Origin of the sequence: Chryseobacterium sp. KMC2 (assembly GCF_016756935.1) — a bacterium.
Classification (GTDB): domain Bacteria; phylum Bacteroidota; class Bacteroidia; order Flavobacteriales; family Weeksellaceae; genus Chryseobacterium; species Chryseobacterium rhizosphaerae.
The window spans coordinates 101,519-125,415 of sequence record NZ_JAESIT010000015.1; the positions used below are offsets into that span (position 1 = coordinate 101,519).

Below are 23,897 nucleotides of genomic sequence, written 5' to 3' on the forward strand. Positions count from 1 at the left end.
GTATTCTTTATTGGGGACAATGTAACGTATACTTATACATTCTTTCCAAATACCAAACGATCTACTTAGATGTTTCGCAAGCCTTAATGAAAGCTCTAAATAAAGGATGTGGTGTTGCTACCGTACTCTTATATTCAGGGTGATACTGAACACCTACATAGAATGGGTGACCGGGAAGTTCAAGAGCTTCAACTAATCCTGTTTCAGGGTTTGTACCTGTAGCAAGGAAGCCGTTCTTTTCAAACTCCTGAAGATATTCACTGTTGAATTCATAACGGTGACGGTGTCTTTCGGAAATATTTTTGCTTCCGTAGACATCAAATAATTTGGATCCGCTTTTCAAAGCACATTTCCATGCTCCAAGACGCATTGTTCCTCCTTTATCTATTACATTTTTCTGTTCTTCCATTAAAGAGATCACAGGATCAGGTGTTGCTGTATCAAATTCTACTGAATTCGCTTTGGTATGTCCAAGAACATTTCTTGCAAATTCAATCGTCATGATCTGCATCCCCAAACAGATTCCCAACATAGGAATTTTGTTTTCTCTTGCATATTTTGCAGTAAGGACTTTCCCTTCTATTCCTCTGTCTCCAAATCCCGGAGCTACAAGAATACCATTCACTCCTTTCAGAACATCTTTAATATTCTCTTCTGTAATATCTCCACTGTATACCCATCTTACCTTCACTTCAGTTTCAAGATCAGCACCGGCATGTTTAAATGCCTCAGCAATAGAAATATATGAATCCTGAAGGGAAACATATTTTCCTACCAACGCAATCTCTACCTTCTTTTTAGGGTTCTGGAATTTCTTCAGGAAATTTTTCCAGTCTTTAAGATCAGCTGTTTTATCACTTTTCAGATCCAGTTCTTTCAATACTACATCATCAAAATTCTGTTTCTGAAGATACATTGGAACCTCATAGATGGTTTCCAAATCTTTACACTCAATAACGTTTTCCAAAGCAACGTTACAGAATTGTGCCAGTTTTGCTCTTTGATCTTTAGGAATTTTATGCTCTGTTCTGCAAACCAAAACATCAGCCATAATTCCACTCTCCATCAATTGACGTACTGAATGTTGTGATGGTTTTGTTTTTAACTCTCCACTTGAAGCCAGGTATGGCAATAATGTTAAGTGGATAACCATAGAATTACTTTCTCCCAATTCCCATTTCAACTGACGAACAGTTTCAATGTATGGTAAAGATTCAATATCCCCTACTGTTCCTCCGATCTCTGTGATGATGATATCGTAGTTCTGTTTTGAAAGGATTTTAATTCTGCGTTTGATTTCGTTAGTGATATGAGGAATCACCTGAACTGTTTTTCCAAGGAAGTCTCCTTTTCTTTCTTTTTCAATTACAGTCTGGTAGATTTTTCCTGTAGTAACGTTGTTATTTTGGGAAGTAGGAGCATCAAGATAACGCTCATAGTGGCCTAAATCCAGATCCGTCTCTGCACCATCTTCGGTTACATAGCACTCTCCATGCTCATAAGGATTCAATGTTCCCGGGTCGATATTGATATAAGGATCAAGTTTTTGGATCGTTACGTTAAAACCGCGTGATTTTAGCAATAGTCCCAGAGAAGCAGACACGATTCCTTTTCCCAAAGATGAAGTTACACCTCCTGTCACAAAGATGTACTTTGTATTCTTTTTACTCATTAGATTAGGTTTGTGCAAAGTTAGGGGAAAAAGAAACACAAAGCAATCTTTTAGATTTTGAAAATACTAAAACAGCCTTCAAACAATAATAAAACCTGATTAAAAAAAATATTTATATTGAGTATAAACAAATCACAAAAAGCAGTACCCATCATTACTTCAGTATACATATTCAATCCAAATCACAAGGGGTCAACATATACCAATTGATGATTTTTGCAGCCGTATTATCTATTATTCAGGAAAAGTAAATTTCTCAGGCTGAGAGCCTTTAGAATGATAAAAACAAAAAAAGGTTTCCATGGAATTGGAAACCCTTTTATTTAAAATGATATACAATTATTGTTTTACCAATTCAAGGTAAACGTTGATATCAACATCTTTTGCTACTCCCGTTCCGGTAGGGTCATATTTTATATTATAATCCAAACGGTTAATAGTGAATTTCCCCTGCAGTCCCATCACTTCTTTTCCATTCTTATTTTTTGTTATTCCACCAAATGTTACAGGGATGGCAATTTCCTTCTGCACATCTTTAATGGTCAGTTTTGCCTTTAACGTATAAGGGCCGTTTTTATCTTTTACGACAGAGGTTCCTTCCAATAGTATTGAAGGATACTTACCTGCCCCAAAGAAATCATCACTTTTAAGATGCTTGTCTCTCATCTCTACTCCTGTATTGATAGTTTCAGCTTCCACAGCAATATCGAAAGCTGCATTTTCAAGATTAGCCCCTTTTGTAGTTACCGTTCCGCTGAATTTATCGAATCTGCCCTGAACAAAGCTGATTCCCATATGCTTAATCGTAAAATTCACAGAAGAATGCATAGGGTCTATTGTCCAGCTCCCTTGTGCAAAACCTGCCACACTTAATAAAGCGAATACGAAGGATAAAAATACTTTTTTCATTGTAATTATATTTTATATTACTATTTTAATTAGACAAAGCTAATATATAAAAGATATTTCTGACATTGATGTATGTTAGTTTTTAATATTAAATCCAGTAAAACTTCGGAAAAAAAATGCATTTTTTTATAACTTCGCAGTATGGCAAAACTGAAAACAGCATATTTCTGTCAAAACTGTGGTTCTCAATACTCTCAGTGGATGGGACAATGCAAAAACTGTGGAGAATGGAATACTTTAGTGGAAGAGGTGGTAGAAAAACCCTCTCATAAGACTCCTCCGTTTTCCAAAACCAAACAGCATGTGATCAACATCATTGAAGTGGAAACCAGTGAGGAACCGAGAATAAAAACTCCTTCCGAAGAACTGAATCGTGTACTGGGAGGCGGAATCGTTTTAGGATCGGTTACCCTGATTGGCGGGGAACCCGGCATCGGAAAATCTACACTGCTACTTCAGCTTGCCTTAAAAATGAAGAAAAAAGTCTTCTATGTTTCAGGTGAGGAAAGTGCTTCCCAAATTAAAATGAGGGCAGACAGGCTTACGGATGTTCAAAATCCAAACTGTTTTCTTTTCACCGAAACATCACTGGAAAAGATTCTTCATGAAGCCAAAAAACTGGAACCTGATTTTATCATTATTGATTCTATTCAGACTCTTCAGTCTCAATTGATTGAAAGTTCCCCGGGAACCGTTTCTCAGATCAGAGAATGTTCTAATGAAATTATTAAATACGCCAAGGAAAACAGTACTCCTGTATTTCTGGTAGGACATATCACCAAAGACGGTCAGATTGCCGGCCCTAAGGTACTGGAACATATGGTAGACGTAGTTTTAAACTTCGATGGGGACAGGAATCATCTTTTCAGATTGCTAAGAGCCAATAAAAACCGTTTTGGATCTACTTCTGAAATCGGAATTTACGAGATGATCTCACAGGGATTAAAGGAAATTAAAAATCCTTCTGAAATTCTGATTACCAAGAAATTTGAAGAGCTTTCCGGTAATTCAGTCGCTGTAACCCTGGAAGGAAACCGCCCGATGTTATTGGAAATCCAGGCTTTGGTAAGTACAGCTGTATATGGAACTCCACAAAGAAGTTCAACAGGCTTTGATTCGAAAAGGCTGAATATGCTGTTGGCGGTATTAGAAAAAAGAGCAGGTTTTCAACTTGGAGCTAAGGATGTCTTCCTTAATATCACCGGAGGTATCAAAACAGATGATCCGGCTCTTGACCTGGCTGTGATTGCCTCTGTTCTTTCATCCAATGAAGATATTGCCATTTCCGAACACTTCTGTTTTGCCGGAGAAATCGGTTTAAGTGGAGAAATCCGTCCGGTGGCTCAGATTGAGCAGAGAATTACGGAAGCTGAAAAACTGGGCTACGAGAAAATATTTGTTTCCAATCTTAATAAAATTCCAAAAAGAAAATTCGGGATAAAGATTGAGGAAGTAAGTAAAATTGAAGATTTTCATGAAAGACTTTTTTAGTAAAACATAAAAAATGCAACTCGAAAACATTCAGAAGTTTGTCCTGGTATTGCTTTATGGTGGGCTAACCCTGCTCTCATTTACGGTATTGATAAATCCCATGAGGGTCAACAGGAAAGCCAATTTCTTTTTTGGAATGTTTTTATTGTTGTGGTCCAGCTACTGGGTCCTGGATATTTTACGTTTTTGCGGAATTCCTGCAGGGCCGTTTTTTATTGATTCACTATACGCTGTACAGATATTTACGCCCATACTTTTATTCTTCAGTGTTGTCTTTTTTATTAATCCTGATTATAGGTTTAAAGCGAGAGATCTGGTTTGCTTTATCATTCCTGTTATCTATTGGATATTATTATTCTATTCTGATAACAATCCGATCATCCGCATTATAGTATTATTGATAGATGTTTCTCATAACCTGCCTTATATTGCTATCATTTATTTTAAAATAAGGAAACATCAGAGAAGAATTAAAACAATTTCTTCCAACACGGAGAATATTGATCTACAATGGCTTATCAAATTAAGCTTTCTGCTTTTTATAACGATTATCATCACTGTAGGTTACGAATTGTTTAACACTTTCGTGTACAAAATGCATCAGCATCTGGTTATGGACCTGTTGTTTTTATTTATTGTCTACAGTACGCTTTATTATGTGCTTCGCCAACAGGAAATCTACCCGGCCAATAAGGAACAACGGAATGAGTTACTGGCCATAGAAATAGAAAATGAGCAAGAACTGACGGAAAGGAAGAAATTAATTTCCGATCATGAATTTGAAACTCTGAAACTGAGATTAAGTGTTTTAATGGAAACGGAAAAACCTTATCTGGATGGTGATCTTAACCTCCTGAAACTTTCTGACCTGGCCCAGATTAATGCCCATCAGCTTTCTTATCTTCTGAATAATGGCTTTAATGAAAATTTCTTTCATTTCGTTAATAAATACAGAATAGAACATGCTAAAAAGTTATTAACAAATGAGTCTTTTACAAAGCTTTCCGTATTGGGAATTGCATTTGAATCCGGGTTTAATTCTAAAACAGCCTTTAATACTATTTTTAAAAAAATGACCGGAATGACTCCTACTGAATTTAGAAAAAAGCAGGAAGGGCTTTAAATTTAAAAGTATTTACCTACGAAACATTTTCCATTCACATTTAATTCCTACCTTTAAAATATGAATTATCTGGCTCATTCTTTTCTATCCTTTACCGACGGACAGATCGTAGGACAATTTCTTGAAGATTTTATCCGGAATAAGGATCGTTTTTCATTTCCAAAGACAATTCAGGATGGGATTACTTTACACAGAGCCATTGATACCTTTACGGACTCCCACCCGGCCATTCACGAAGCAAAAAAAGTATTTGCTCCCCTGGTAAGATTATATGCCGGAGCCTTTGTAGATGTTTCCATGGATTATTTTGTAGCCACGGATCTTTCCCTAAACTCTTTAGCGGAATGGAAAGCCCATTCACTGAAGGTCTACAGGGTATTGAATGAGCATCAGGAATGGCTTCCGGAGAATTTCAAAAAAATGCTGGTAAAAATGGAGCATGATGACTGGCTTTATAATTACCGTGAAGATTGGGGGATAAAATTCAGTATCCAGAATGTTCTTAATAAAGCTAAATACCTGGAAAAAGACATTCCTGTTTTTGAAGCTTTTTTAAAGAATAAAGATAAGCTTCAGCAATGTTATGATGATTTTTTTCCGGACCTTCATGCTCATGCAAAAGGTATCAATACTTTACTTCAGCTTGAAGGTTAACTAAAAAAACAGCTACATTCTACTGTAACTGTTATATTTTTATCTTTTATAGAATAATCGGAATTTAAAACTGTTTATACAGATACCGGTTAGGATATGACAGTTTTTCGCTCTTCCGTTGACCATCTATGATAATATGAACAATATTAATCTGGTCATCAAACAGATTATACAGAAAACTGACAGCTGTTTCTATCTTCTTAGGATTCGCTACCGGCTCTGATTCCAGAAAGACATTGACGGATTCCTGATCTTCTTCGTACCCAATATAACTGATTTTCAAAAACCGGTTATCGGTCTTTAATCTGAAATATTCCAGACAATATTTTTGTAAAGCTTCGTTCAGCCTTTCTTTGTATTTCTCATCATTAAAATGAAAAGAACCGCCATATTTCTTACTCAACCCATTTTCCAGGTCATCTAAGAAAAATCTTCCGGCCACCTCAAATGTTTTTGATTTTGAGTTATAATTTATTTCTACAGAACCTACATGGTAAGGATGTACATTTTCAGCTCTGAAACTCTGACAAATGACTGTTAGCGATAAAAAAAATATTAAAAAAAATTTACCCGGCATTACTTCTATTTTTTTGACAAATATAAAAAAAGCAGCAGTTATAAAACTGCTGCTTCCTTATTATTATCATTTGACTGACATTTACTGCTTCACGACTTTTTTAGTTAGTGTTGTATTGTCATTCAGTGTAATGGTAAACATATAGACTCCTTTTACCAATGCTGAAACATCAATTTTATTTGAATCTGTAGTAACATTTGCCGTCTTAACCAATTTTCCGGATGCATCATGAATGGTTACCAAAGCTTTAGAATAGTTCCCTAAGAGAATATTGACAACATCTCTAGCTGGGTTTGGAGTAATATTAACTGTAGAATTCAGTTTAACATCCACTGTTCCCAATGCAGAGTTTGTTCTTACAAAATATCCTCCAAAACCTGCAGACTGGAAGCTTACTTCCCAATATTGGTAAGTATCATTCCATACCACATCAGCCGCATTAGGAGTGATGATTGTTGCTGCACTTCCAAAAGAAGCTACTGTACCTGTGTTTCCGGCACTGGTTCCTGTATATTTTTCCACTATTACATTCGCTTTATTGGCAACATCTGTAGGTGAAGTTGGCAATTTCAGTACGTTTGTTGCATTGTAGGCATCAAAATCCGCCTGTTTAAAATATAATGTTACTTTTCCTGTTGCTGTTGCAGCATCTGCAGCAGGATTAATCTCATATCTTCTTGAAACATAATTAGGCTGTACATTATCAACCCATACTTTTGAAGTTACATTTCCTGTTACAGTACTTGCCGTTTCTTTTTCAACTCTTGAGATCAGCTGGCAGGCATTTGTAAAATAATTATATCCTGCAGCCACAGCACTTGCTTTTGTCTGGTTAGCAGTGGCCAGAGTTTTCACTTCTGCTACATTTTCATAAATGGTTGCTCTCATTTTAAGATCGAAAGTTCTGGCTGTCCAGCTTGTCCCGTCCGTTGAAGTTTTGCTTCGCCCACTTACTGCGATAGATTCATTTTTTATAGCAATTCTTCCGGCAAGACCATTGATCACAATATAAAAATCTTTTCCTGTTACCATCTGAATATTCATAGAAGAAAGATCAACATAGTTCCAGGTAAATCTTTGAGTACTGTTTAGCCATGATGAAATTGTTTTTGTGGCAATAATATCCCCCGGATCTCCATTAGCATTTACTTTTCTCACCTGAATATCCACCGCAAGATCACTAGGAAGTGTACCGGACCCTGTAGAGAATGAGAATCCTCCCAATTTACCGGTCAGTGTCGGTGTATATCGAACAGCTAATAAAGCATTATCAAAATTACTGTTAGCACTGTTACTTTCTGTATTTACTACCACATAAGGTTCATCATATGTTACGATTTCAAAATTAGATGCCACACATCCTAATTCGGAAGTAACGGCTTTATAGATATCTAATTTTCCATATCCCCATCTTGCATTTGGAACAGTTCCTGTTGCTCCGTCTTTTCTTGCATTGGAAGTAAGACGGGATTTCACCTGTGCTGCTGTTAAAGTTGGATTAGCCTGAAGCAACAAGCCTACCGCTCCGGCTACTCCCGGTGAAGACATACTGGTTCCCTGATTTTTCACATAATAATCAGTTCCAATAATAATATCTGTAGTTCCCGGAGCCGAATTACTGGACCTTGATGAGATCACATTTTGTCCTGATGCCGTAATTTCCGGCTTCTGAACACCATCCACTCTTGGCCCCTGTGAACTGAATGCTGAAATTAATTCCTGTGGTGTAGTGGTAAGATAGCCTCCCACAGAAGAATACCAGCTTCCTCTTCCCATATAGGAAGCTACAGTAATTGCATTAGATGCATTTCCCGGAGAACCAACAATATATTCATTATCTCCGTTTTGTAAAGTAGTAGCCACTCCCTGGCTGTAAAGCCATCCATGGGTATTAATGGTTTGAGTTCCGTTATTGGTAATTTCCAGTGTATACGTTCCCTGGCAGTTGGCCGTAGATCCCGCCACTCTGTTCACCACTAGCTGAACATAACGTTTGTTGTTATCTGATCCCCAATAGTTATACATAGTAGCTGTAAATCCACCTCCCAAAATACTATGCGCGGTATTTGTACTTATATTCTGCGTATACTGCTGACCATCAGGAGCGGTCAGTTTTGCAGTGACTGCTGTATTATCATTAGCATACATGATAAAACTAAATACTGTGGCAGCAGAAGTATTACTTGCTACTGTAAAAGTATAAGACTGTACAGCACTTGCTTCTATATCAACCTTTCTGTGAAGATTTCCTCCATATTCGTTTCCGGCAGAAATTACGACTACTCTTCCCGGAGCTGATGTTGTAAAATCATTAACAGCCACCTCGTGAGAAGAAGTTCCGTCATGAGCACTTCCCTGTCCTCCGATACTCATATTTACAACGATAGGTTTATTTAATGCAGTGGCTACATTCTTGAAATACGTCAACGCATTAATGGTATTCGTAGTAGGAAAAGACCCGTTCCCTCCTTTTACAAATACGATATCTGCATCTGATGAGAACCCTTTATGTCTTTTATCTGCGAAAGCAGCACCGTTTCCGGCAGCAGTACCTGCTACGTGAGTTCCATGTCCATTAATATCATTTTCACGAACAAAACCTGCCGGAGTACCGTCCAGCTCATCTTCAATCTGAGCTCTGGTATACTCCACTCCTGTTGCAAATCCTGTTGGAGAGACTTCACTTCCCTGTGCCGTCAGAGTCTGATCCCAAATAGAAACAATTCTACTTTTTGTCTGATCGTCCGCTTTTCTAAAATCAGGATGCTTCCAGTCTATCCCGGTATCATAAATTCCGACTAAAACACCCGTTCCATTATAAGCTGTGTTATTGAAAGCCCCATCCTGTAAAAGACTTGCCCCGGATTGTGCTCTGCTCACATCATTATGAAGCTCGTCAAAGGTAGGCGCCATTACAGAAGTTACATAGGGAAGTTTTGTAAGTTTATCAATATCCTCAAGACTTACCAATGCCGTAGAAAAAGTTGGAAGCTGGGTCTGTACTAAAAAGCCATCCGCTTTCAATTTTTCCGGATCTTTGGTATAAATAATACATGAATACATAGTCTGAGCACCTTTAGAGGTTACCACCAGATGCTGATCCAATTTCATGTTACCATTCTCAAGCTCTTTTATAGGGTTTCCTTTTGATACGCTCTCTTTATTTTTTAACAAAATATCAAAGCGAGAGTCCAGTTTTTGTACCTGCCCGTAAAAAGCATAGGAGTACAATCCTAAAAAAGCAGCTGTAGCATTTCTAAGAAGCTTCGCTCCTCCACGTGAAATGTTTACTTTTGCAAAGAGTAATTTTTTAAAATCCATTTTCATTATATTTAACAATACAATTATACAATTTTTATCTCATTAAGCATTAATACATCATATTAATAATCAAACAAATCAAATTACACTAAAAACAACAACCAATTAACCAATTTAACATAATAATCAAAATCTAATAATCTATTGTAAAATGCAGGATTTCCTATTTTATTTAAACCTTGGATGGGAGCATATTATTTCCCTTGATGCTTTAGACCATCAGCTTTTTGTTCTGGCATTGATTGCTGTGTATTCTTATACAGACTGGAAAAAAATTCTGATCCTGGTAACCGCTTTTACCATTGGACATTCTATTACACTGGCTTTAAGCATTCTGGATGTTTTCAGGGTTCCTTCCGACTGGGTAGAGTTTTTAATTCCATTGACTATTGTTTTAACATCACTGGATAATATTATCATGAAAAATCAAAAGCAAACCTTAATGCGGGCCAATTATTACCTTGCTTTGATCTTTGGACTCATTCATGGTATGGGCTTCGCCAATACGGCTAGGGTAATGATTGCAAAAAGTCAGGGAATTACCATTCCGCTTCTGGGTTTCAATATCGGATTGGAATTAGGGCAAATTGTAATTGTTTTTGTTATTTTAATCATTCTGTTTATTTTGCTTAAAATTTTAAAGGTCAATAAAAAAGATTGGGTGCTCTTTGTATCCTCCGGAGTATTTGCTCTATCCTTAAAAATGGCATTGGAAAGAATTCCTTTTTAACCTTGAAATATTTTCATTATTTCAACAGCTTATTATTATCTTTGATCATTATTAAATCATTTCGGTTATGAAGTTAAAAGTTGTTATGCTTTCACTTTCTGTATTTGCTTATACAGGTTTCACCGCACAAAATATTCAGAATAATCCTGGCAGTAATCACGGAAACAAATTCGAGCAGCTCGGGACTATTCTTCCTACACCCAACATTTACAGAACGGCTTCAGGAGCTCCTGGACACGGATACTGGCAGAACAGAGCAGATTATAATATCACCGCTTATCTGGATGAAGACAAGAAAAATCTGAAAGGTTCTGAAACGATTACCTATTATAATAATTCTCCTGATGAGTTGGATTATATCTGGCTTCAGCTGGACGAAAATGAGCACTCCAATATCAGAAATGCAGGCTATGGAGCCTCATCTGTACTTCCTTCTTCCACTACTGATCAGCAGCTTAAAGCAACTGAACTTCCCGTAAAAGACAACGGATATGGAGTAAACCTTGAAAAAGTAACGGATGCTTCCGGAAATCCTTTGAAATATACCGTCAATAAAACAATGATGCGTATAGATCTTCCAAAGGTGCTGAAGAAAGGAGAAAAGCTCGTCTTTAAAATAGACTGGAATTATAATATTTCCAACAGAATAAAAATGGGTGGCCGTGGCGGTTATGAAAATTTCCCTGAAGACGGCAACGATCTTTTTACCATGACACAATGGTATCCCAGAATGTGTGTATACAGCGATTTCCAGGGATGGCAAAATCACCAGTTTACAGGAAGAGGTGAATTTGCGCTGGTTTTCGGAGATTTTAAAGTTTCAATGAATGTTCCGGCAGATCATATTGTAGGTGGAACCGGAGAATGTAAAAACTATGATCAGGTTTTAACTTCTGATCAGTTATCAAGATATAGAAAAGCTGAAGCGGCAAATGAACCTATAGAAATCGTTACCCTGGATGAAGCTAAAAAAGCAGAGAAAAACCATTCAAAACAGAGAAAAACATGGGTTTTTGAAGCGAATAACGTAAGGGATTTCGCCTGGACTTCTTCAAGAAAGTTTGTGTGGGACGGAATGCAGGTAACCATTCCTGAAAACAATAATAAGGTAATGGCCATGAGTTTTTATCCTAAAGAATCTTATGGACTTTACAGAAAGTTTTCCACAAAAGCAGTAGCCCACACTATTAAAACCTATTCGGAATTTACCATTCCCTACCCTTATCCTGTAGCACAATCTGTGGAAGCATCCAACGGTATGGAATACCCAATGATCTGTTTCAATTTCGGAAGAACTGAAAAAGACGGAACCTATTCTGAAGGAACCAAAAATGGAATGATTGGAGTGATCATCCATGAGGTAGGCCACAACTTCTTCCCCATGATCATCAATTCTGATGAGAGACAATGGGCCTGGATGGATGAAGGCCTCAATACCTTCACCGAATATCTTACGGAAGAAAAATGGGATAATAAATTCCCTTCCAAAAGAGGTCCGGCATGGACGATCGTAGATTATATGAAACTTCCGAAAGATCAGTTGGAACCCATCATGAGCAATTCTGAAAACATCGTTCAGTATGGGCCCAATGCTTATTCAAAACCGGCGACTGGGCTGAACATCCTTCGTGAAACCATCATGGGAAGAGAACTTTTTGATAAAGCATTCAAAACCTATGCTAAAAGATGGGCATTCAAACATCCTGAACCTGCCGACCTTTTCCGTACTATGGAAGATGCCAGCGGTGAAGATCTTGACTGGTTCTGGAGAGGCTGGTTCTATGGAACAGACCCTGTAGATATTGCAATTGATAAAGTGACGGTAGCGACTCCTGATCTGGAAACAGCAAAAGCAGCTTCTGAGAAAAAATACCAGGTTGAAAGTCCTTTGGTAAACAGCTTCGAAGATATTTCCAAAATAAGAAACAGAGAGGATAAGAATATTACTTTTTATGTAGATAAAGATAAAGATCTTCAGGACTTCTATTACAGATATGACAGAGGTCAGGAAAAAATAGATACCCATAAGGAATACACTACCAAAACTGAAGCCTCCACTCCTTTGGATGCTAAGGATAAAGAGAAATTCAAAAACCTTACGGCTTATCAGATAGATTTCACTAATAAAGGTGGACTGATCATGCCTATCATCCTTGAGTTTACTTTTGAAGACGGTTCAAAATCTTACGATAAATCATCAGCTCAAATCTGGAGGCTTAATGAACAGAAAGTTTCCAAGACGTATTATTTTGATAAGAAATTAGTATCAATACAACTTGACCCTATGAAGGAAACAGCTGATATCGATACTTCCAATAACTTCTGGAGTAGTACCGGATCTAATAGCGGAACCTCAAAATTCCAGTTATTTAAACAAAAACAGGAAGCAGGCTCCGTAAGAGGAGGCGCAAGCGGAAAAGTAAATCCAATGCAGGCTTCGGGAAAGAAATCATAAAAAAATAAAAGGTTGTCTCAAACAGGAGGCAACCTTTTTTCTTATAAAAACAGCTTCAGCATTTCGGTTAAAGTCCAAAATCTGCAGGAGCTGTACAATCTGTAGGAAATTTTTAAACAGCAGAAATCAATTCAGATAAGCTTTTAAAGAATTTTTATATGTTCTCCCAAGCGGAAGCTTCTCCCCGTCTTTAAGGTATACATTCGCGGTATCATAAGAACTGATATGAGAGGATAATACGATATAGGATTTGTGAATCCTGATAAAGCCTAAATTTTGAAACTTTTCTTCAAAATTGGACATCCGCTCAAGAATCATATATTTTTTCAAATGGGTAATTAAAATGATATATTCTCCAAATCCCTGAATCCATTTGATATCTTCCAGTAAAACTTTATTCATGATATAATTGGATTTAAACATAATAAAGTCTTCTTTCTTTTGATCTTCCGTAGATTTTTTAAACTGAAGAAAATCTTTGGCTTTGGTCACAGCTTTTCTAAAAGTCTCAAAATCTACCGGTTTTACCAGATAATGAACTACATCAAGTTCAAAAGCTTTTACAGCATACTGGGTTTCCAGGGTAAGAAATATACACAGGGGTTTATAGGGAAGCTGAAGTAAAAGTTCAATTCCATTGATATAGGGCATATTAATATCCAGAATCACAAGGTCTACTCTATTTTCCTTCAGGTACTCCAGAGCATCCTGAGGATTCTGAAATACCTCCAGCAGATCGACATCTTCCATCCGCTCACAATAATGCCGGATCAGTTCTAATGCCGGATATTCATCATCTACACTTACAATCGTCAGGTTGGCCATTACAATTTAATTTTTAATATAGTCTGATACATATTGTTTTCCATCGTTTCGGATATAAAAGTAAATCTTTCAGGATAATATTTTTTCAAAATACTGATCACCGCTTCATTCCCCAGCCCACTATCATTAAGATTACTGACCAGCGTCCTGTTTTGGGCTACGGAATTTCTGATATCGAATAAAAATTCATGATGCTGTATTGCATAACTCAGTTTTATAAAGCTCCCCGCTTCTATACCCACTGCAGAATGTTTTAATGCATTTTCAAATAAGGTAAGGCAAATGGAGGGTGGTATTTCAATCAGATCCAGGGTTTCCTCATCTTTAATATCAAAACTGATATCCAACAGGTTATTATATTTCAGCTGATAAAGTCCTTTGAGAGACTGGATCGAAGAAAATTCCTGTGAGATCGTAATATATTCTTTATTGGTATCATAAATAACATATTGAAGTAATTTGCTCAGGTGCAAAATAGATTCTGAGGTATTTTCGGATGGGGTAATACTCTTAGAGTAAATATTATTAAGTGTATTCAATAAAAAATGAGGATTCAGTTTGGATTTCAGGAGATCAAGATACAGCTGATCTTTCTCTTCACCCAGATTTTTAAAATCCTGTTCAATAAGAAATTTATCTTTTGTTATTCCTAAAAATGAAGCCACAAGAATCACAATCCCCTGGGCAGTATATACATTGTACAGAAATTTTGTATTGGAGAGGGTTTCATTAAACTTCATATTAAATACAGCAGGTTCCAGTAAAATTCTGAAAAGACTTGAAACCAGAAAACATATCAAAGCATACAGAATAAATTCCGGGTATTTATTGGAAAGGTAAAACTGGGGAACCAGATAAAAATAGACGAGATAATAGATTCCTATATTCAGAATAAATGCAAATACTACACTCCAGATTAATTCCGGAACATCTAAAAAGTAGTTTTCGGTAAAAAAAATGATCGCCAGGAACACCAAAAAGAAAAAAACATGCTGAAACCTCAGCAAAAATCCCCAGTGGTATTTCATAAGTGTTTCCAAAACCTTTGCATTAAATAAGATTCTGAAAACCAATAATATAAATATGATATTTATCAGTAAAAACATCCGGTTAAATGAATTTTCCCATTTTTCAAATATAGCATCTTTTTTACGCCAGATTGCAGTTCACTGATAAAAACAGTCATTGATTGAAAAATAAATTCCCGGCTTCTTCTTATAAATATATTTGAGACATCGGGATATTAATCAAATCTTACATGAAAATTAAATTACAATTAACTATCATCATACTACTGGGATTCAGCAGGCTTGCTGATGCACAAAGCCGTGATAACTACAATATGTGGTTTCAGTATTTGATGTCAGCAAAACTGACTGATAAAAGTACTTTGACAGCACTTTCTCAATACCGTTCTTTTGATATGGCTTATGATACAAGGCTCTTCCTGGTCTCCGCCTATGTAGATTATGAAGTAGCCAATGAGGTGCGCCCAGCTGTAGGAGCCATGTTTTTGGTCCTGGACTCTTACCGGTCAGACAACTCTAAAAAAGAAAGGTATGAGAAAAGACCTTTCCAGCAGGTATCACTGGGAGGGAATATAGGAAGAACATCTATTTCTCACCGTTTCCGTGTGGAAGAACGTTTTATAAGCAATCCGGATGAATTTATCGTAAGACTACGCTATCTTATTTCTCTGAGAATTCCTTTCAACAGAGCCGGAGAAAAAGAAAAGCTCTATGGTATTCTGAAAAATGAAATCAGGATGAATGTAGTGAAGGAAGATCCATTCGACAGCAATCGTCTGACAGCAGGAATAGGTATAAAAACCGGAAAGAATTCCGCAATAGAAGTTGCATTTATCAACCAGCTGGAAACCGGATCTACCAGCAACTACGCCTATATCGGCTATAGAAACAGCTTCGACTGGAGAAAAAACAAAAACAAATAATCTAAATACACTCATTATTATGCTTACATTCCTTGGGTTTCTGATGATCATCATCTTTATGGTGCTTATCATGAATAAAAAAATGACTCCACTTACCGCTTTGGTGATTATCCCTGTCACAGTGGCATTATTTGCTGGTTTTGGGCCTCATCTGGGTGAAATGATGAAAAACGGAGTCAAGGAAATAGCTCTTACGGGCGTTATGCTGATCTTTGCCATACTTTATTTCAGCTTAATGATAGACACAGGGCTTTTTGAGCCTTTGGTGAATCTCATTCTAAAAACTGTTGGAGATAATCCTGTCAAAACCACCATAGGAACAGCTATTCTTACGACATTGGTTTCATTGGACGGTGACGGTTCTTCTACCTATATTATTGTGGTGGCTGCCATGTTACCCTTGTACAAAAAGCAGGGAATAAATCCACTCGTCCTGACCTGTATTATCATGCTGGCCGGAGGAATTATGAATATTCTTCCATGGGGAGGCCCTACAGCCAGAGTAATGAGCTCTCTGAAACTGGGACATACAGAAATTTTTGTTCCAATGATTCCTATTATGGCGCTGGGGATCACCTGGGTACTATTTGTGGCCTATATTCTAGGAAGAAAGGAAAAGAAAAGAATTGCAAAATATGGAAAATATACCCGTTATGCAGCCAGTGACATTACCGGCGAATCGGATCCTAAACTCCTACGCCCCAAATTGATCTGGGTAAATCTTGGCCTTACCCTCGTTCTTCTTACCGTTATGATTTTAGATATCGTACCCTTAGGAATAGCCTTTATGATTGCCTTCTGTATAGCTTCTGTCATCAATTATCCCAAACTGAAAGACCAGCAGAAAATCATGTCCAAACATGCAGGAAATGCTTTATCGGTAGCAGGAATGATCTTTGGAGCAGGAATTTTCACCGGAATTCTTAACGGATCCGGTATTATGCAGGCAATGGGTAACAGCATGATAGAAATTGTTCCTAAAAGCTGGGGAGGTTATTTGAATATTATCACGGCTGTATTCAGTGTTCCTCTTACCTTTTTCCTGACCAATGACGCCTACTATTTTGGGATATTACCCATTGTTGAAGCTACGGGACATCAGTTGGGCATTGCTCCCGATATTCTTGGGAGAGCAAGTCTTGTGGGGCAGGCTTCCCATTTACTAAGTCCTTTGGTTCCTTCTACCTATTTATTAGTATCCCTGGCGGGGGTAGAATATTCAGACCATCTTAAATATACCTTAAAATGGGCTATCGGATCTTCGGTGATCATGTTGCTGGGCGCTCTCCTTTTGGGGACTATCTGATCTTATTTTTTTATAATTATTAAACTCCAACGTTATAACCAATGTCCTAAGTTTATATATTTGTTGTATAAAGACAGCCTATTTTTTCCAGATGAATCTCTTACAGTCTCAGAAAACATTTACCGGCAGGTATCTGAAAAACCTCACCTTATATGTATTCACAGCCATTATAGGCGGGGTACTGATAGGGCATTATGCTCCGGAAATAAGTATAAAGCTGGGCGTGGTAAGCCGGTATTTTTTCATCATTCTGGAGACGATTATCCTTCCCATTATTTTTATGGCAATTATGTACGGGATATGCCAGCTGTCTGATATTAAAAATGCAACACGCATCGTATGGCAGACCATTTTATATTTCCTGGTCATCAGCTCAATAGCTATTGTACTGGGATTTATCTTTGGCTCCATCATGCAGCCGGGCGCTGACACAGGTATTAATACAAGCAGGATCAATACTTCCCTTCCCAAAACTTTTGAAATAAAAGATGGAAAATTATCCACTATTTTATATCTGAACAGGCATGGTCTGTTTCTTATTCTGTCCATAGTCCTGGGAATATCCATGAATCTTTCAAAAGGAAGGGATCGATTTTTGAAACTGCTGGATCAGGGACTAGGTATTTTTTACGCGTTCATCAAATATCTCTACCTTGTTCTTCCCATTATCATCTTTTGTAATATTGCTTACGGAGTGGCTATCTATGGGATCAATACCCTGTTGCCGCTTAGTAAAGTGGTGGCTACGGTATACCTGGCAGACATTGTATTTATTTTCGGAATATTAGGATTGATCTCCTACCTGTTCAAATTCAACCTGTTGAAATTCCTGCTTAATATAAAAGAAGAAATTATTCTGGTCATCACCACCTCGACTTCCAAAACAGCATTCCCCTTAATTTTTGAAAAAATGGAATCTGAAGGCTACAGCAGGAAGATTTTAAGATTTATTATTCCTTTAGGCTATAACTTTAACCTGGCAGGAGCCTGTATCTATATTTCCGTAACCTGTTGTTTCCTTGTTCAGTTTTATAATATCTCACTGACGATCAATGATTATATCTGGCTGTTTATCATTATTTCTTTCACCTCAAAAACAGCTTCTGGAGTTCCCGGTTCCGGATTTTTAGCCCTTATATTTACCCTGAACAGATTTGGGAAAATACCCCTTACAGATTTAGCCCTTCTTTACAGTGTAGATCGTTTTATGAATGAAGCCAGATCAGTCACCAACTTTATTGGCATTGCAGTGGCCGGGGCCATTATTTCAAAATTCAACCAGCAGCAGAAAAAAAATTCTACCATGATTTCCACAGACTAATCCATCATGAACATCAAAGCTTAATCAAAGTGTAACTTTTTGAAAATCAATACTACTTATCAGCAAAAAAGCTATGAAGACATTTTTCATCCTTTTGCTCATAAGCAGTACTCATTTATTTTCCCAAAAACTGCTTACTCCATCCAATAGTGGTATTGATCCACAACTGATACAGGACGAAACATCCGAAGCGGTATGGTACACTGAAAATGCCGGCCAAAAAATAGAAATCGGGAACATTACTACCCAGATTAAAAAATTAAACGCAACAGATCTGCTCATCATGACGACCGTAAAAATGAAGCAGACTCCCAATACCCATTGGGTAGATTCCACCCTTGTGAAAACGGCCAGCCTTCAGCCGATACACCATTCCTCTTTCAACATGGCCCGCGATATGGCTTTTACCTACCACAAAAACAAGGTAACCGGATATTATCTTGATAAGAAAACTCAGAAAAAAGATGATATTGACATGCCCGCTACCCATTATTTTGACAGCAGCAGCTATCCGACACTGATCAGGTTTCTTCCCTTGAAAGAACACTACACTGCAGAAATTTCCATTTTTGATTATAATCCCAGTGCAGTAAAGAAAGGAATGATGAAAGCCTACATCCAAAGTGTAGAAAAAGGAGATTATCAAAGTAAAAAAGTATGGATCGTAAAAACCGTTGATGACATTACAGAAAAAAGTACGACTGTAACCTATTATATTGATCCTGAAACAAGGAAAATCCTGAAACAGGACATCGAATCGGGAACAAGAAAAATGTCAATGGAAACAATAAAATAAATCCTTTAACAACTGATAACCAAATCATTATTTTTAAAAAAAATAAAAAAACATATCACACATTAAGGAAAAATATTTATATTTGATCTGCTAAAACACCAAATGTCAAAAACCTGATTGACGTTAAATGTTCAGGAATCGTACACTTTAATATTATTAACTATGAAAAACGCTAAATTATTAAGCAGAGATGCTCAGAAATCAATCAATGGCGGAGCGGCAGGACGCTTTTGCTGTGAATACAACTACAAAGGACAATGTATCCTATGGATTGGGCCTGGACAATATTGTCCATAGTATAACCAACTCATAGTGTTAGATAAAAGCCGGAAGATTTTCCGGCTTTCTGTTTTTATTTTTCTGCCAAATTTTCACATCCTCCCATAAAAGTCTGCCATTTCATCCACTGACCCCTGATGGCATACATTTAGAGAATTATACTACAGAAATACTTAAAAAATAAATATATTATGTCAGTAAACTTTAAACCATTAGCAGACAGAGTTCTAGTAGAGCCAATTGCTGCAGAAACTAAAACAGCTTCAGGTATTATTATCCCGGACACTGCAAAGGAAAAGCCGCAAGAAGGTACTGTAGTGGCAGTAGGTCCTGGTAAAAAAGATGAACCTACAACTGTTCAGGTAGGTGACAAAGTTCTTTATGGAAAATATTCAGGTTCTGAATTGAAATTGGAAGGAAAAGATTACTTAATTGTAAAAGAAGCTGATTTATTGGGAATTATAGGCTAAGCTTCTAGCTATTGGCTTCTGGCAAATGGCCTTCTACATAGAATTTAATTCATGAGAGATTTTAAAAAATTTGAAGTTTGGCAATTAAGTCATCAATTGACTTTAAAAGTATATACTTCAACCAAAAGCTTTCCGAAAGAAGAAGTTTTTGGACTTACTTCTCAAATAAGAAGATCATTTGCGTCAATTGGATATAATATTTCAGAAGGAAGCGGCAGAAATTCAGATAAGGAATTTGCCCATTTCATCAATATTGCATTAGGATCATCCAATGAAGCCGAAAACCAATTAATTCTTGCTCAAGATTTGGGATACATTCATGAAAATGATTATCAAAATATTTTGGAAGAATTAACAATACTCAAAAAGAAGCTTGTAACATTGTGGAATAAGCTAAAGTAAACTAAAATTAAAAATCAAATTGCGACTTGCATAAAGCCAAAAGCTAACAGCCAGTCGCCAAAAGCTAAACAATATGGCAAAAGAAATAAAATTCGATATTGAATCAAGAGACGCTTTAAAAAGAGGGGTTGATGCATTGGCTAATGCAGTAAAAGTAACTTTAGGACCTAAAGGGAGAAACGTAGTAATCGAAAAATCTTTCGGTGCTCCTCACGTTACTAAGGATGGTGTTTCTGTAGCAAAAGAAATCGAACTTGAAGACAGAGTAGAAAACATGGGAGCGCAAATGGTAAAAGAAGTTGCGTCCAAAACTAATGATATCGCAGGAGACGGTACTACTACCGCTACTGTTTTGGCACAGGCTATCGTAAGAGAAGGTCTTAAGAATGTAGCTGCTGGTGCTAACCCAATGGATCTTAAAAGAGGTATCGACAAAGCAGTAACTGCTGTTGTTGAAAACCTTAAATCTCAATCTAAAACAGTTGGTGATTCTACAGAAATGGTGAAGCAGGTAGCTTCAGTTTCTGCGAACAACGACGAAACTATCGGATCTCTGATCGCTGAAGCTTTCGGAAAAGTAGGTAAAGAAGGGGTAATCACTGTAGAAGAAGCTAAAGGTATCGATACAACTGTAGATGTTGTAGAAGGTATGCAGTTTGACAGAGGATACCAGTCTCCATACTTCGTGACTAACCCTGAGAAAATGGTAGCTGAGGTAGAAAACCCATATATCCTTTTAGTAGAGAAGAAAATTTCTTCAATGAAAGAATTGCTTCCGGTTCTTGAGCCAATTGCACAAGGTGGTAAGTCTCTATTGATTATCTCTGAAGAAGTGGAAGGTGAAGCTTTAGCTACTTTAGTGGTAAACAAATTAAGAGGTTCTCTTAAAATTGCTGCTGTAAAAGCTCCAGGATTCGGAGACAGAAGAAAAGCAATGTTAGAAGATATCGCGATCCTTACTGGTGGACAGGTAATTTCTGAAGAGCAAGGTTTCACTATGGAAAACATCTCTTTAGATATGCTTGGAACAGCTGAGAAAGTAACGATCGATAAAGACAACACAACAATCGTAAACGGTGGTGGTGATGAAGCGAAAATCAAAGGAAGAGTAGCTCAGATCAAAGCTCAGATGGAAACTACAACTTCTGACTACGACAGAGAGAAACTTCAGGAAAGATTAGCTAAGTTAGCTGGTGGTGTTGCTGTACTTTACGTAGGAGCAGCTTCTGAAGTGGAAATGAAAGAGAAAAAAGACAGAGTGGACGATGCATTACACGCTACGAGAGCAGCTGTAGAAGAAGGTATCGTTGCAGGTGGTGGTGTTGCTTTAGTAAGAGCAATCTCTGCTTTGGAAAACCTTACCGGAATCAATGCTGACGAAACTACAGGTATCAAAATCGTTAAGAGAGCTATCGAGGAGCCATTAAGACAAATCGTTGCTAACGCAGGTGGTGAAGGTTCTGTAATCGTTGCTAAAGTAGCAGAAGGATCAGGAGACTTCGGATACAATGCTAAAACTGACGAGTATGTTCACATGCTTGAAGCAGGTATCATCGACCCTACGAAAGTAACAAGAGTTGCCCTTGAAAATGCAGCTTCTGTATCTGGAATGCTTCTTACTACGGAGTGTGTAATCACTGAGATTAAGAGCGCTGAACCAGCTATGCCAATGGGTGGTGGAATGCCAGGAATGATGTAGTAGCGAGTCGCTAAGACAAATTTAATATATAAACCGTTCTGCTTTGTGGAACGGTTTTTTGTTTATTATTGTTTTTTGTGAAGAAATAGTATATTTAATGATTAACAAATAGATAGCTAAAATCAAAATAGCGTAGTGCAATTGTATATATTGTATATTGGCCAAATGCATAAATTTGAACGTTAGCAGAAATAGTATCCAAACACTCTTTGACAAATGAAACAAACAATAATAATTTTAATTTTTAGTTTAATCTCAAACTTTGTTTTTGGGCAAATTAATTTCGATTTAATAAAGAAAAATGTTATCGAAAATCCTACAGAAAATTTTTATCCTTTAATGGAAAAATTTAGGACTAATCCCTCTGAGTTAACTCAAGATGAGCTTAATCAATTATATTACGGAAGTAAATTTGTAAAAAATGATTACAGTTTAGGAGATTACAATAAAGATTATGAAGCTATATGGAAAAAAGCTAGTAAAAAATTATCTAAAGAAAAAGCACAAAAAATTTTAGTTGAAGCGGAAACAAAATATCAAAAAAATCCTTTAAACAAATATGTTTTAAAGGAGATGATTAATTTATATAGTAATGCTGGAGACTACAAAAAATTAGATATTATCAACAAACAAATTGAGCTAACAGAGAAAACTGTTGAAAAAAGCGGAGACGGAAAAACTGAACAAAACCCAATTTGTGTCATTTATCCCGGAGATGTTCTTGTTCAACTTGAAAGATTTAGCTACGTTGATAGAAATAAATTTGAACAGAGAAGTAAACAACTCGAAGATGGAAGTATCTTAACTATGTATAAAATGGGAGATGAAGTTTATTATGTGAAATTAGTTGGAGGATACTTTTAAAAACCCCCGCTACGCAAAGTCTCCTGACTTTGAGCAAATAATAGCAGGAATTATTGACCCAACTAAAGTAACAAGAGTTGCCCTTGAAAATGCAGCTTCTGTATCTGGAATGCTTCTTACTACTGAGTGTGTAATCACCGAAATTAAGAGCGCGGAACCAGCTATGCCAATGGGTGGTGGAATGCCAAGAATGATGTAACGAGCAGCGACATCAAAGCAATATAAATTTAAACCGTTCAGATTTTTTCTGGGCGGTTTTTTCACTAAAATAACTAAATATGAAAAATATAGATCACTTTGATGATTTCATATCTCTTCTCGAAAATACTATGAAAGAGTATAGGGATATTAAAACTTTAATAGAAAAAGATAATCTATCAGAAAGATTTGAGGATTTACAAAAGACAAATGAGCTAGCTATGTTATTTACAGTTGCAAATTCTGACCTCACAATTTCTTTAAAAAATTTACATATCGTAAAAAATGATTCTGAAAAATTATTCTTTGTCAAAAATATTTTTTTGACAATACATGAAACAATTGTTGCATATCAGGGAAATGGGAAGTTCATTAATAATCTATGTCAGACTTATGATGAAACAAAAGATGCGTACAAGATTGTAACTGATAATTTAAGAAAATTCAAAAAAGATCATGATTACGAGCGCTATATAATACCTATGCGCAATAGTATTTCCGCACATATTGATATTGATTCTTTTTATGATGAAACCATCCAAATTGACATCAATAAAATATTGGAAATGACATTGCAGTTTGGACAGAAATTTTTATCTACTGCGATATCTTTGGTGAAAATTCTGTTGAAATATCTAATAAATAATTTCTTAAGTCAATCATCACTATAAAATGTTTAAAACTTTCCTCACGTTGGCGCAAGCATCTCGCTTGTGACAAACTAAAAAACAAAGACACCTGTTTTATAAATTGTTCTGCTTTTGTGGAGCATTTTTTATGTCTAATATTGGCATAATGTGTAAATTTGAATATCAACCGTAATTACAACAAAAAGCACATTCAAACCGATTAAT

General features: G+C 36.6%; 21 protein-coding genes and 1 pseudogene. 16 read left to right on the forward strand and 6 right to left on the reverse strand.

The window, feature by feature from the left end; genetic code table 11:
- Window positions 1-61: 61 nt before the first annotated feature.
- Both JML65_RS17220 and JML65_RS17225 read right to left on the reverse strand, forming a co-directional pair.
- On the reverse strand, window positions 62-1,672 hold the full coding sequence (locus JML65_RS17220; protein ID WP_047493284.1) for a CTP synthase: 1,611 nt from the start codon (window positions 1,670-1,672) through the stop codon (window positions 62-64).
- Between the two features lie 339 nt (window positions 1,673-2,011).
- Window positions 2,012-2,581: a YceI family protein gene (locus JML65_RS17225; RefSeq protein WP_202271547.1), complete on the reverse strand. Its 570-nt coding sequence runs from the start codon at window positions 2,579-2,581 to the stop codon at window positions 2,012-2,014.
- A gap of 141 nt (window positions 2,582-2,722) precedes the next feature.
- Here JML65_RS17225 and radA point away from each other — a divergent pair, with 141 nt between their 5' ends.
- Genes radA through JML65_RS17240 form a run of 3 tightly spaced genes read left to right on the forward strand, consistent with a single transcriptional unit; the run spans window position 2,723 to window position 5,849 of the window.
- A complete protein-coding gene (gene radA, locus JML65_RS17230) occupies window positions 2,723-4,072 on the forward strand; it encodes a DNA repair protein RadA (RefSeq protein ID WP_047493277.1) in 1,350 nt (449 codons plus the stop codon).
- 13 nt (window positions 4,073-4,085) lie between these two features.
- Complete coding sequence (locus JML65_RS17235) at window positions 4,086-5,195, forward strand: helix-turn-helix domain-containing protein (RefSeq protein ID WP_202271548.1); 1,110 nt, start codon at window positions 4,086-4,088, stop codon at window positions 5,193-5,195.
- A gap of 60 nt (window positions 5,196-5,255) precedes the next feature.
- Window positions 5,256-5,849, forward strand: a complete 594-nt coding sequence (locus JML65_RS17240) for an ACP phosphodiesterase (RefSeq protein WP_084085556.1) — start codon at window positions 5,256-5,258, stop codon at window positions 5,847-5,849.
- 64 nt (window positions 5,850-5,913) lie between these two features.
- On the opposite strand, the gene JML65_RS17245 is transcribed toward JML65_RS17240, so the two are convergent.
- Complete coding sequence (locus tag JML65_RS17245; RefSeq protein ID WP_047493268.1) at window positions 5,914-6,426, reverse strand: DUF6702 family protein; 513 nt, start codon at window positions 6,424-6,426, stop codon at window positions 5,914-5,916.
- 81 nt (window positions 6,427-6,507) lie between these two features.
- Window positions 6,508-9,747: a S8/S53 family peptidase gene (locus JML65_RS17250; RefSeq protein ID WP_202271549.1), complete on the reverse strand. Its 3,240-nt coding sequence runs from the start codon at window positions 9,745-9,747 to the stop codon at window positions 6,508-6,510.
- A 151-nt stretch (window positions 9,748-9,898) separates the two neighbouring features.
- Here JML65_RS17250 and JML65_RS17255 point away from each other — a divergent pair, with 151 nt between their 5' ends.
- Both JML65_RS17255 and JML65_RS17260 read left to right on the forward strand, forming a co-directional pair.
- Window positions 9,899-10,477 carry a HupE/UreJ family protein gene (locus tag JML65_RS17255; protein WP_047493262.1) on the forward strand — a complete coding sequence of 193 codons (579 nt, stop codon included), beginning with the start codon at window positions 9,899-9,901 and terminating at the stop codon, window positions 10,475-10,477.
- Between the two features lie 67 nt (window positions 10,478-10,544).
- The gene (locus JML65_RS17260) at window positions 10,545-12,932 is read left to right on the forward strand and encodes a M1 family metallopeptidase (RefSeq protein ID WP_202271550.1); all 2,388 of its coding nucleotides are present in this window, start codon (window positions 10,545-10,547) and stop codon (window positions 12,930-12,932) included.
- Window positions 12,933-13,058: 126 nt separating this feature from the next.
- Here JML65_RS17260 and JML65_RS17265 read toward each other — a convergent pair whose 3' ends face one another.
- Both JML65_RS17265 and JML65_RS17270 read right to left on the reverse strand, forming a co-directional pair.
- Window positions 13,059-13,757, reverse strand: coding sequence for a LytR/AlgR family response regulator transcription factor (locus tag JML65_RS17265; protein WP_047493256.1), 699 nt, complete (start codon window positions 13,755-13,757; stop codon window positions 13,059-13,061).
- Window positions 13,757-14,785, reverse strand: a complete 1,029-nt coding sequence (locus tag JML65_RS17270) for a sensor histidine kinase (protein ID WP_047493352.1) — start codon at window positions 14,783-14,785, stop codon at window positions 13,757-13,759. The genes JML65_RS17265 and JML65_RS17270 overlap by 1 nt, the downstream gene beginning before the upstream one ends.
- Window positions 14,786-15,015: 230 nt before the next feature.
- Between JML65_RS17270 and JML65_RS17275 the strand changes: the two genes are divergently transcribed.
- From JML65_RS17275 to JML65_RS17320, 11 genes and pseudogenes are all read left to right on the forward strand, one after another.
- Window positions 15,016-15,708: a DUF2490 domain-containing protein gene (locus JML65_RS17275; RefSeq protein ID WP_115916539.1), complete on the forward strand. Its 693-nt coding sequence runs from the start codon at window positions 15,016-15,018 to the stop codon at window positions 15,706-15,708.
- Window positions 15,611-17,014: a CitMHS family transporter gene (locus JML65_RS17280; RefSeq protein WP_410669719.1), complete on the forward strand. Its 1,404-nt coding sequence runs from the start codon at window positions 15,611-15,613 to the stop codon at window positions 17,012-17,014. The genes JML65_RS17275 and JML65_RS17280 overlap by 98 nt, the downstream gene beginning before the upstream one ends.
- Window positions 17,015-17,105: 91 nt before the next feature.
- Window positions 17,106-18,335, forward strand: a complete 1,230-nt coding sequence (locus JML65_RS17285) for a cation:dicarboxylate symporter family transporter (RefSeq protein WP_202271552.1) — start codon at window positions 17,106-17,108, stop codon at window positions 18,333-18,335.
- A gap of 73 nt (window positions 18,336-18,408) precedes the next feature.
- Window positions 18,409-19,131, forward strand: a complete 723-nt coding sequence (locus tag JML65_RS17290; RefSeq protein ID WP_202271553.1) for a hypothetical protein — start codon at window positions 18,409-18,411, stop codon at window positions 19,129-19,131.
- Window positions 19,132-19,293: 162 nt separating this feature from the next.
- Entirely contained in the window at window positions 19,294-19,428 is a 135-nt protein-coding gene (locus JML65_RS24030) for a hypothetical protein (RefSeq protein WP_262484685.1), read from the forward strand.
- Window positions 19,429-19,601: 173 nt separating this feature from the next.
- A complete protein-coding gene (groES, locus tag JML65_RS17295) occupies window positions 19,602-19,880 on the forward strand; it encodes a co-chaperone GroES (protein ID WP_045500963.1) in 279 nt (92 codons plus the stop codon).
- Window positions 19,881-19,931: 51 nt separating this feature from the next.
- A complete protein-coding gene (locus tag JML65_RS17300; RefSeq protein WP_047493247.1) occupies window positions 19,932-20,282 on the forward strand; it encodes a four helix bundle protein in 351 nt (116 codons plus the stop codon).
- A 73-nt stretch (window positions 20,283-20,355) separates the two neighbouring features.
- Window positions 20,356-21,981, forward strand: a complete 1,626-nt coding sequence (gene groL, locus JML65_RS17305) for a chaperonin GroEL (protein ID WP_047493244.1) — start codon at window positions 20,356-20,358, stop codon at window positions 21,979-21,981.
- Between the two features lie 216 nt (window positions 21,982-22,197).
- Entirely contained in the window at window positions 22,198-22,845 is a 648-nt protein-coding gene (locus JML65_RS17310) for a DUF4919 domain-containing protein (protein ID WP_202271554.1), read from the forward strand.
- A gap of 13 nt (window positions 22,846-22,858) precedes the next feature.
- Window positions 22,859-23,044, forward strand: a pseudogene (gene groEL, locus JML65_RS17315) (chaperonin GroEL); the annotation flags it as partial.
- Window positions 23,045-23,123: 79 nt separating this feature from the next.
- A complete protein-coding gene (locus JML65_RS17320; protein ID WP_202271555.1) occupies window positions 23,124-23,714 on the forward strand; it encodes a hypothetical protein in 591 nt (196 codons plus the stop codon).
- Window positions 23,715-23,897 lie beyond the last annotated feature (183 nt).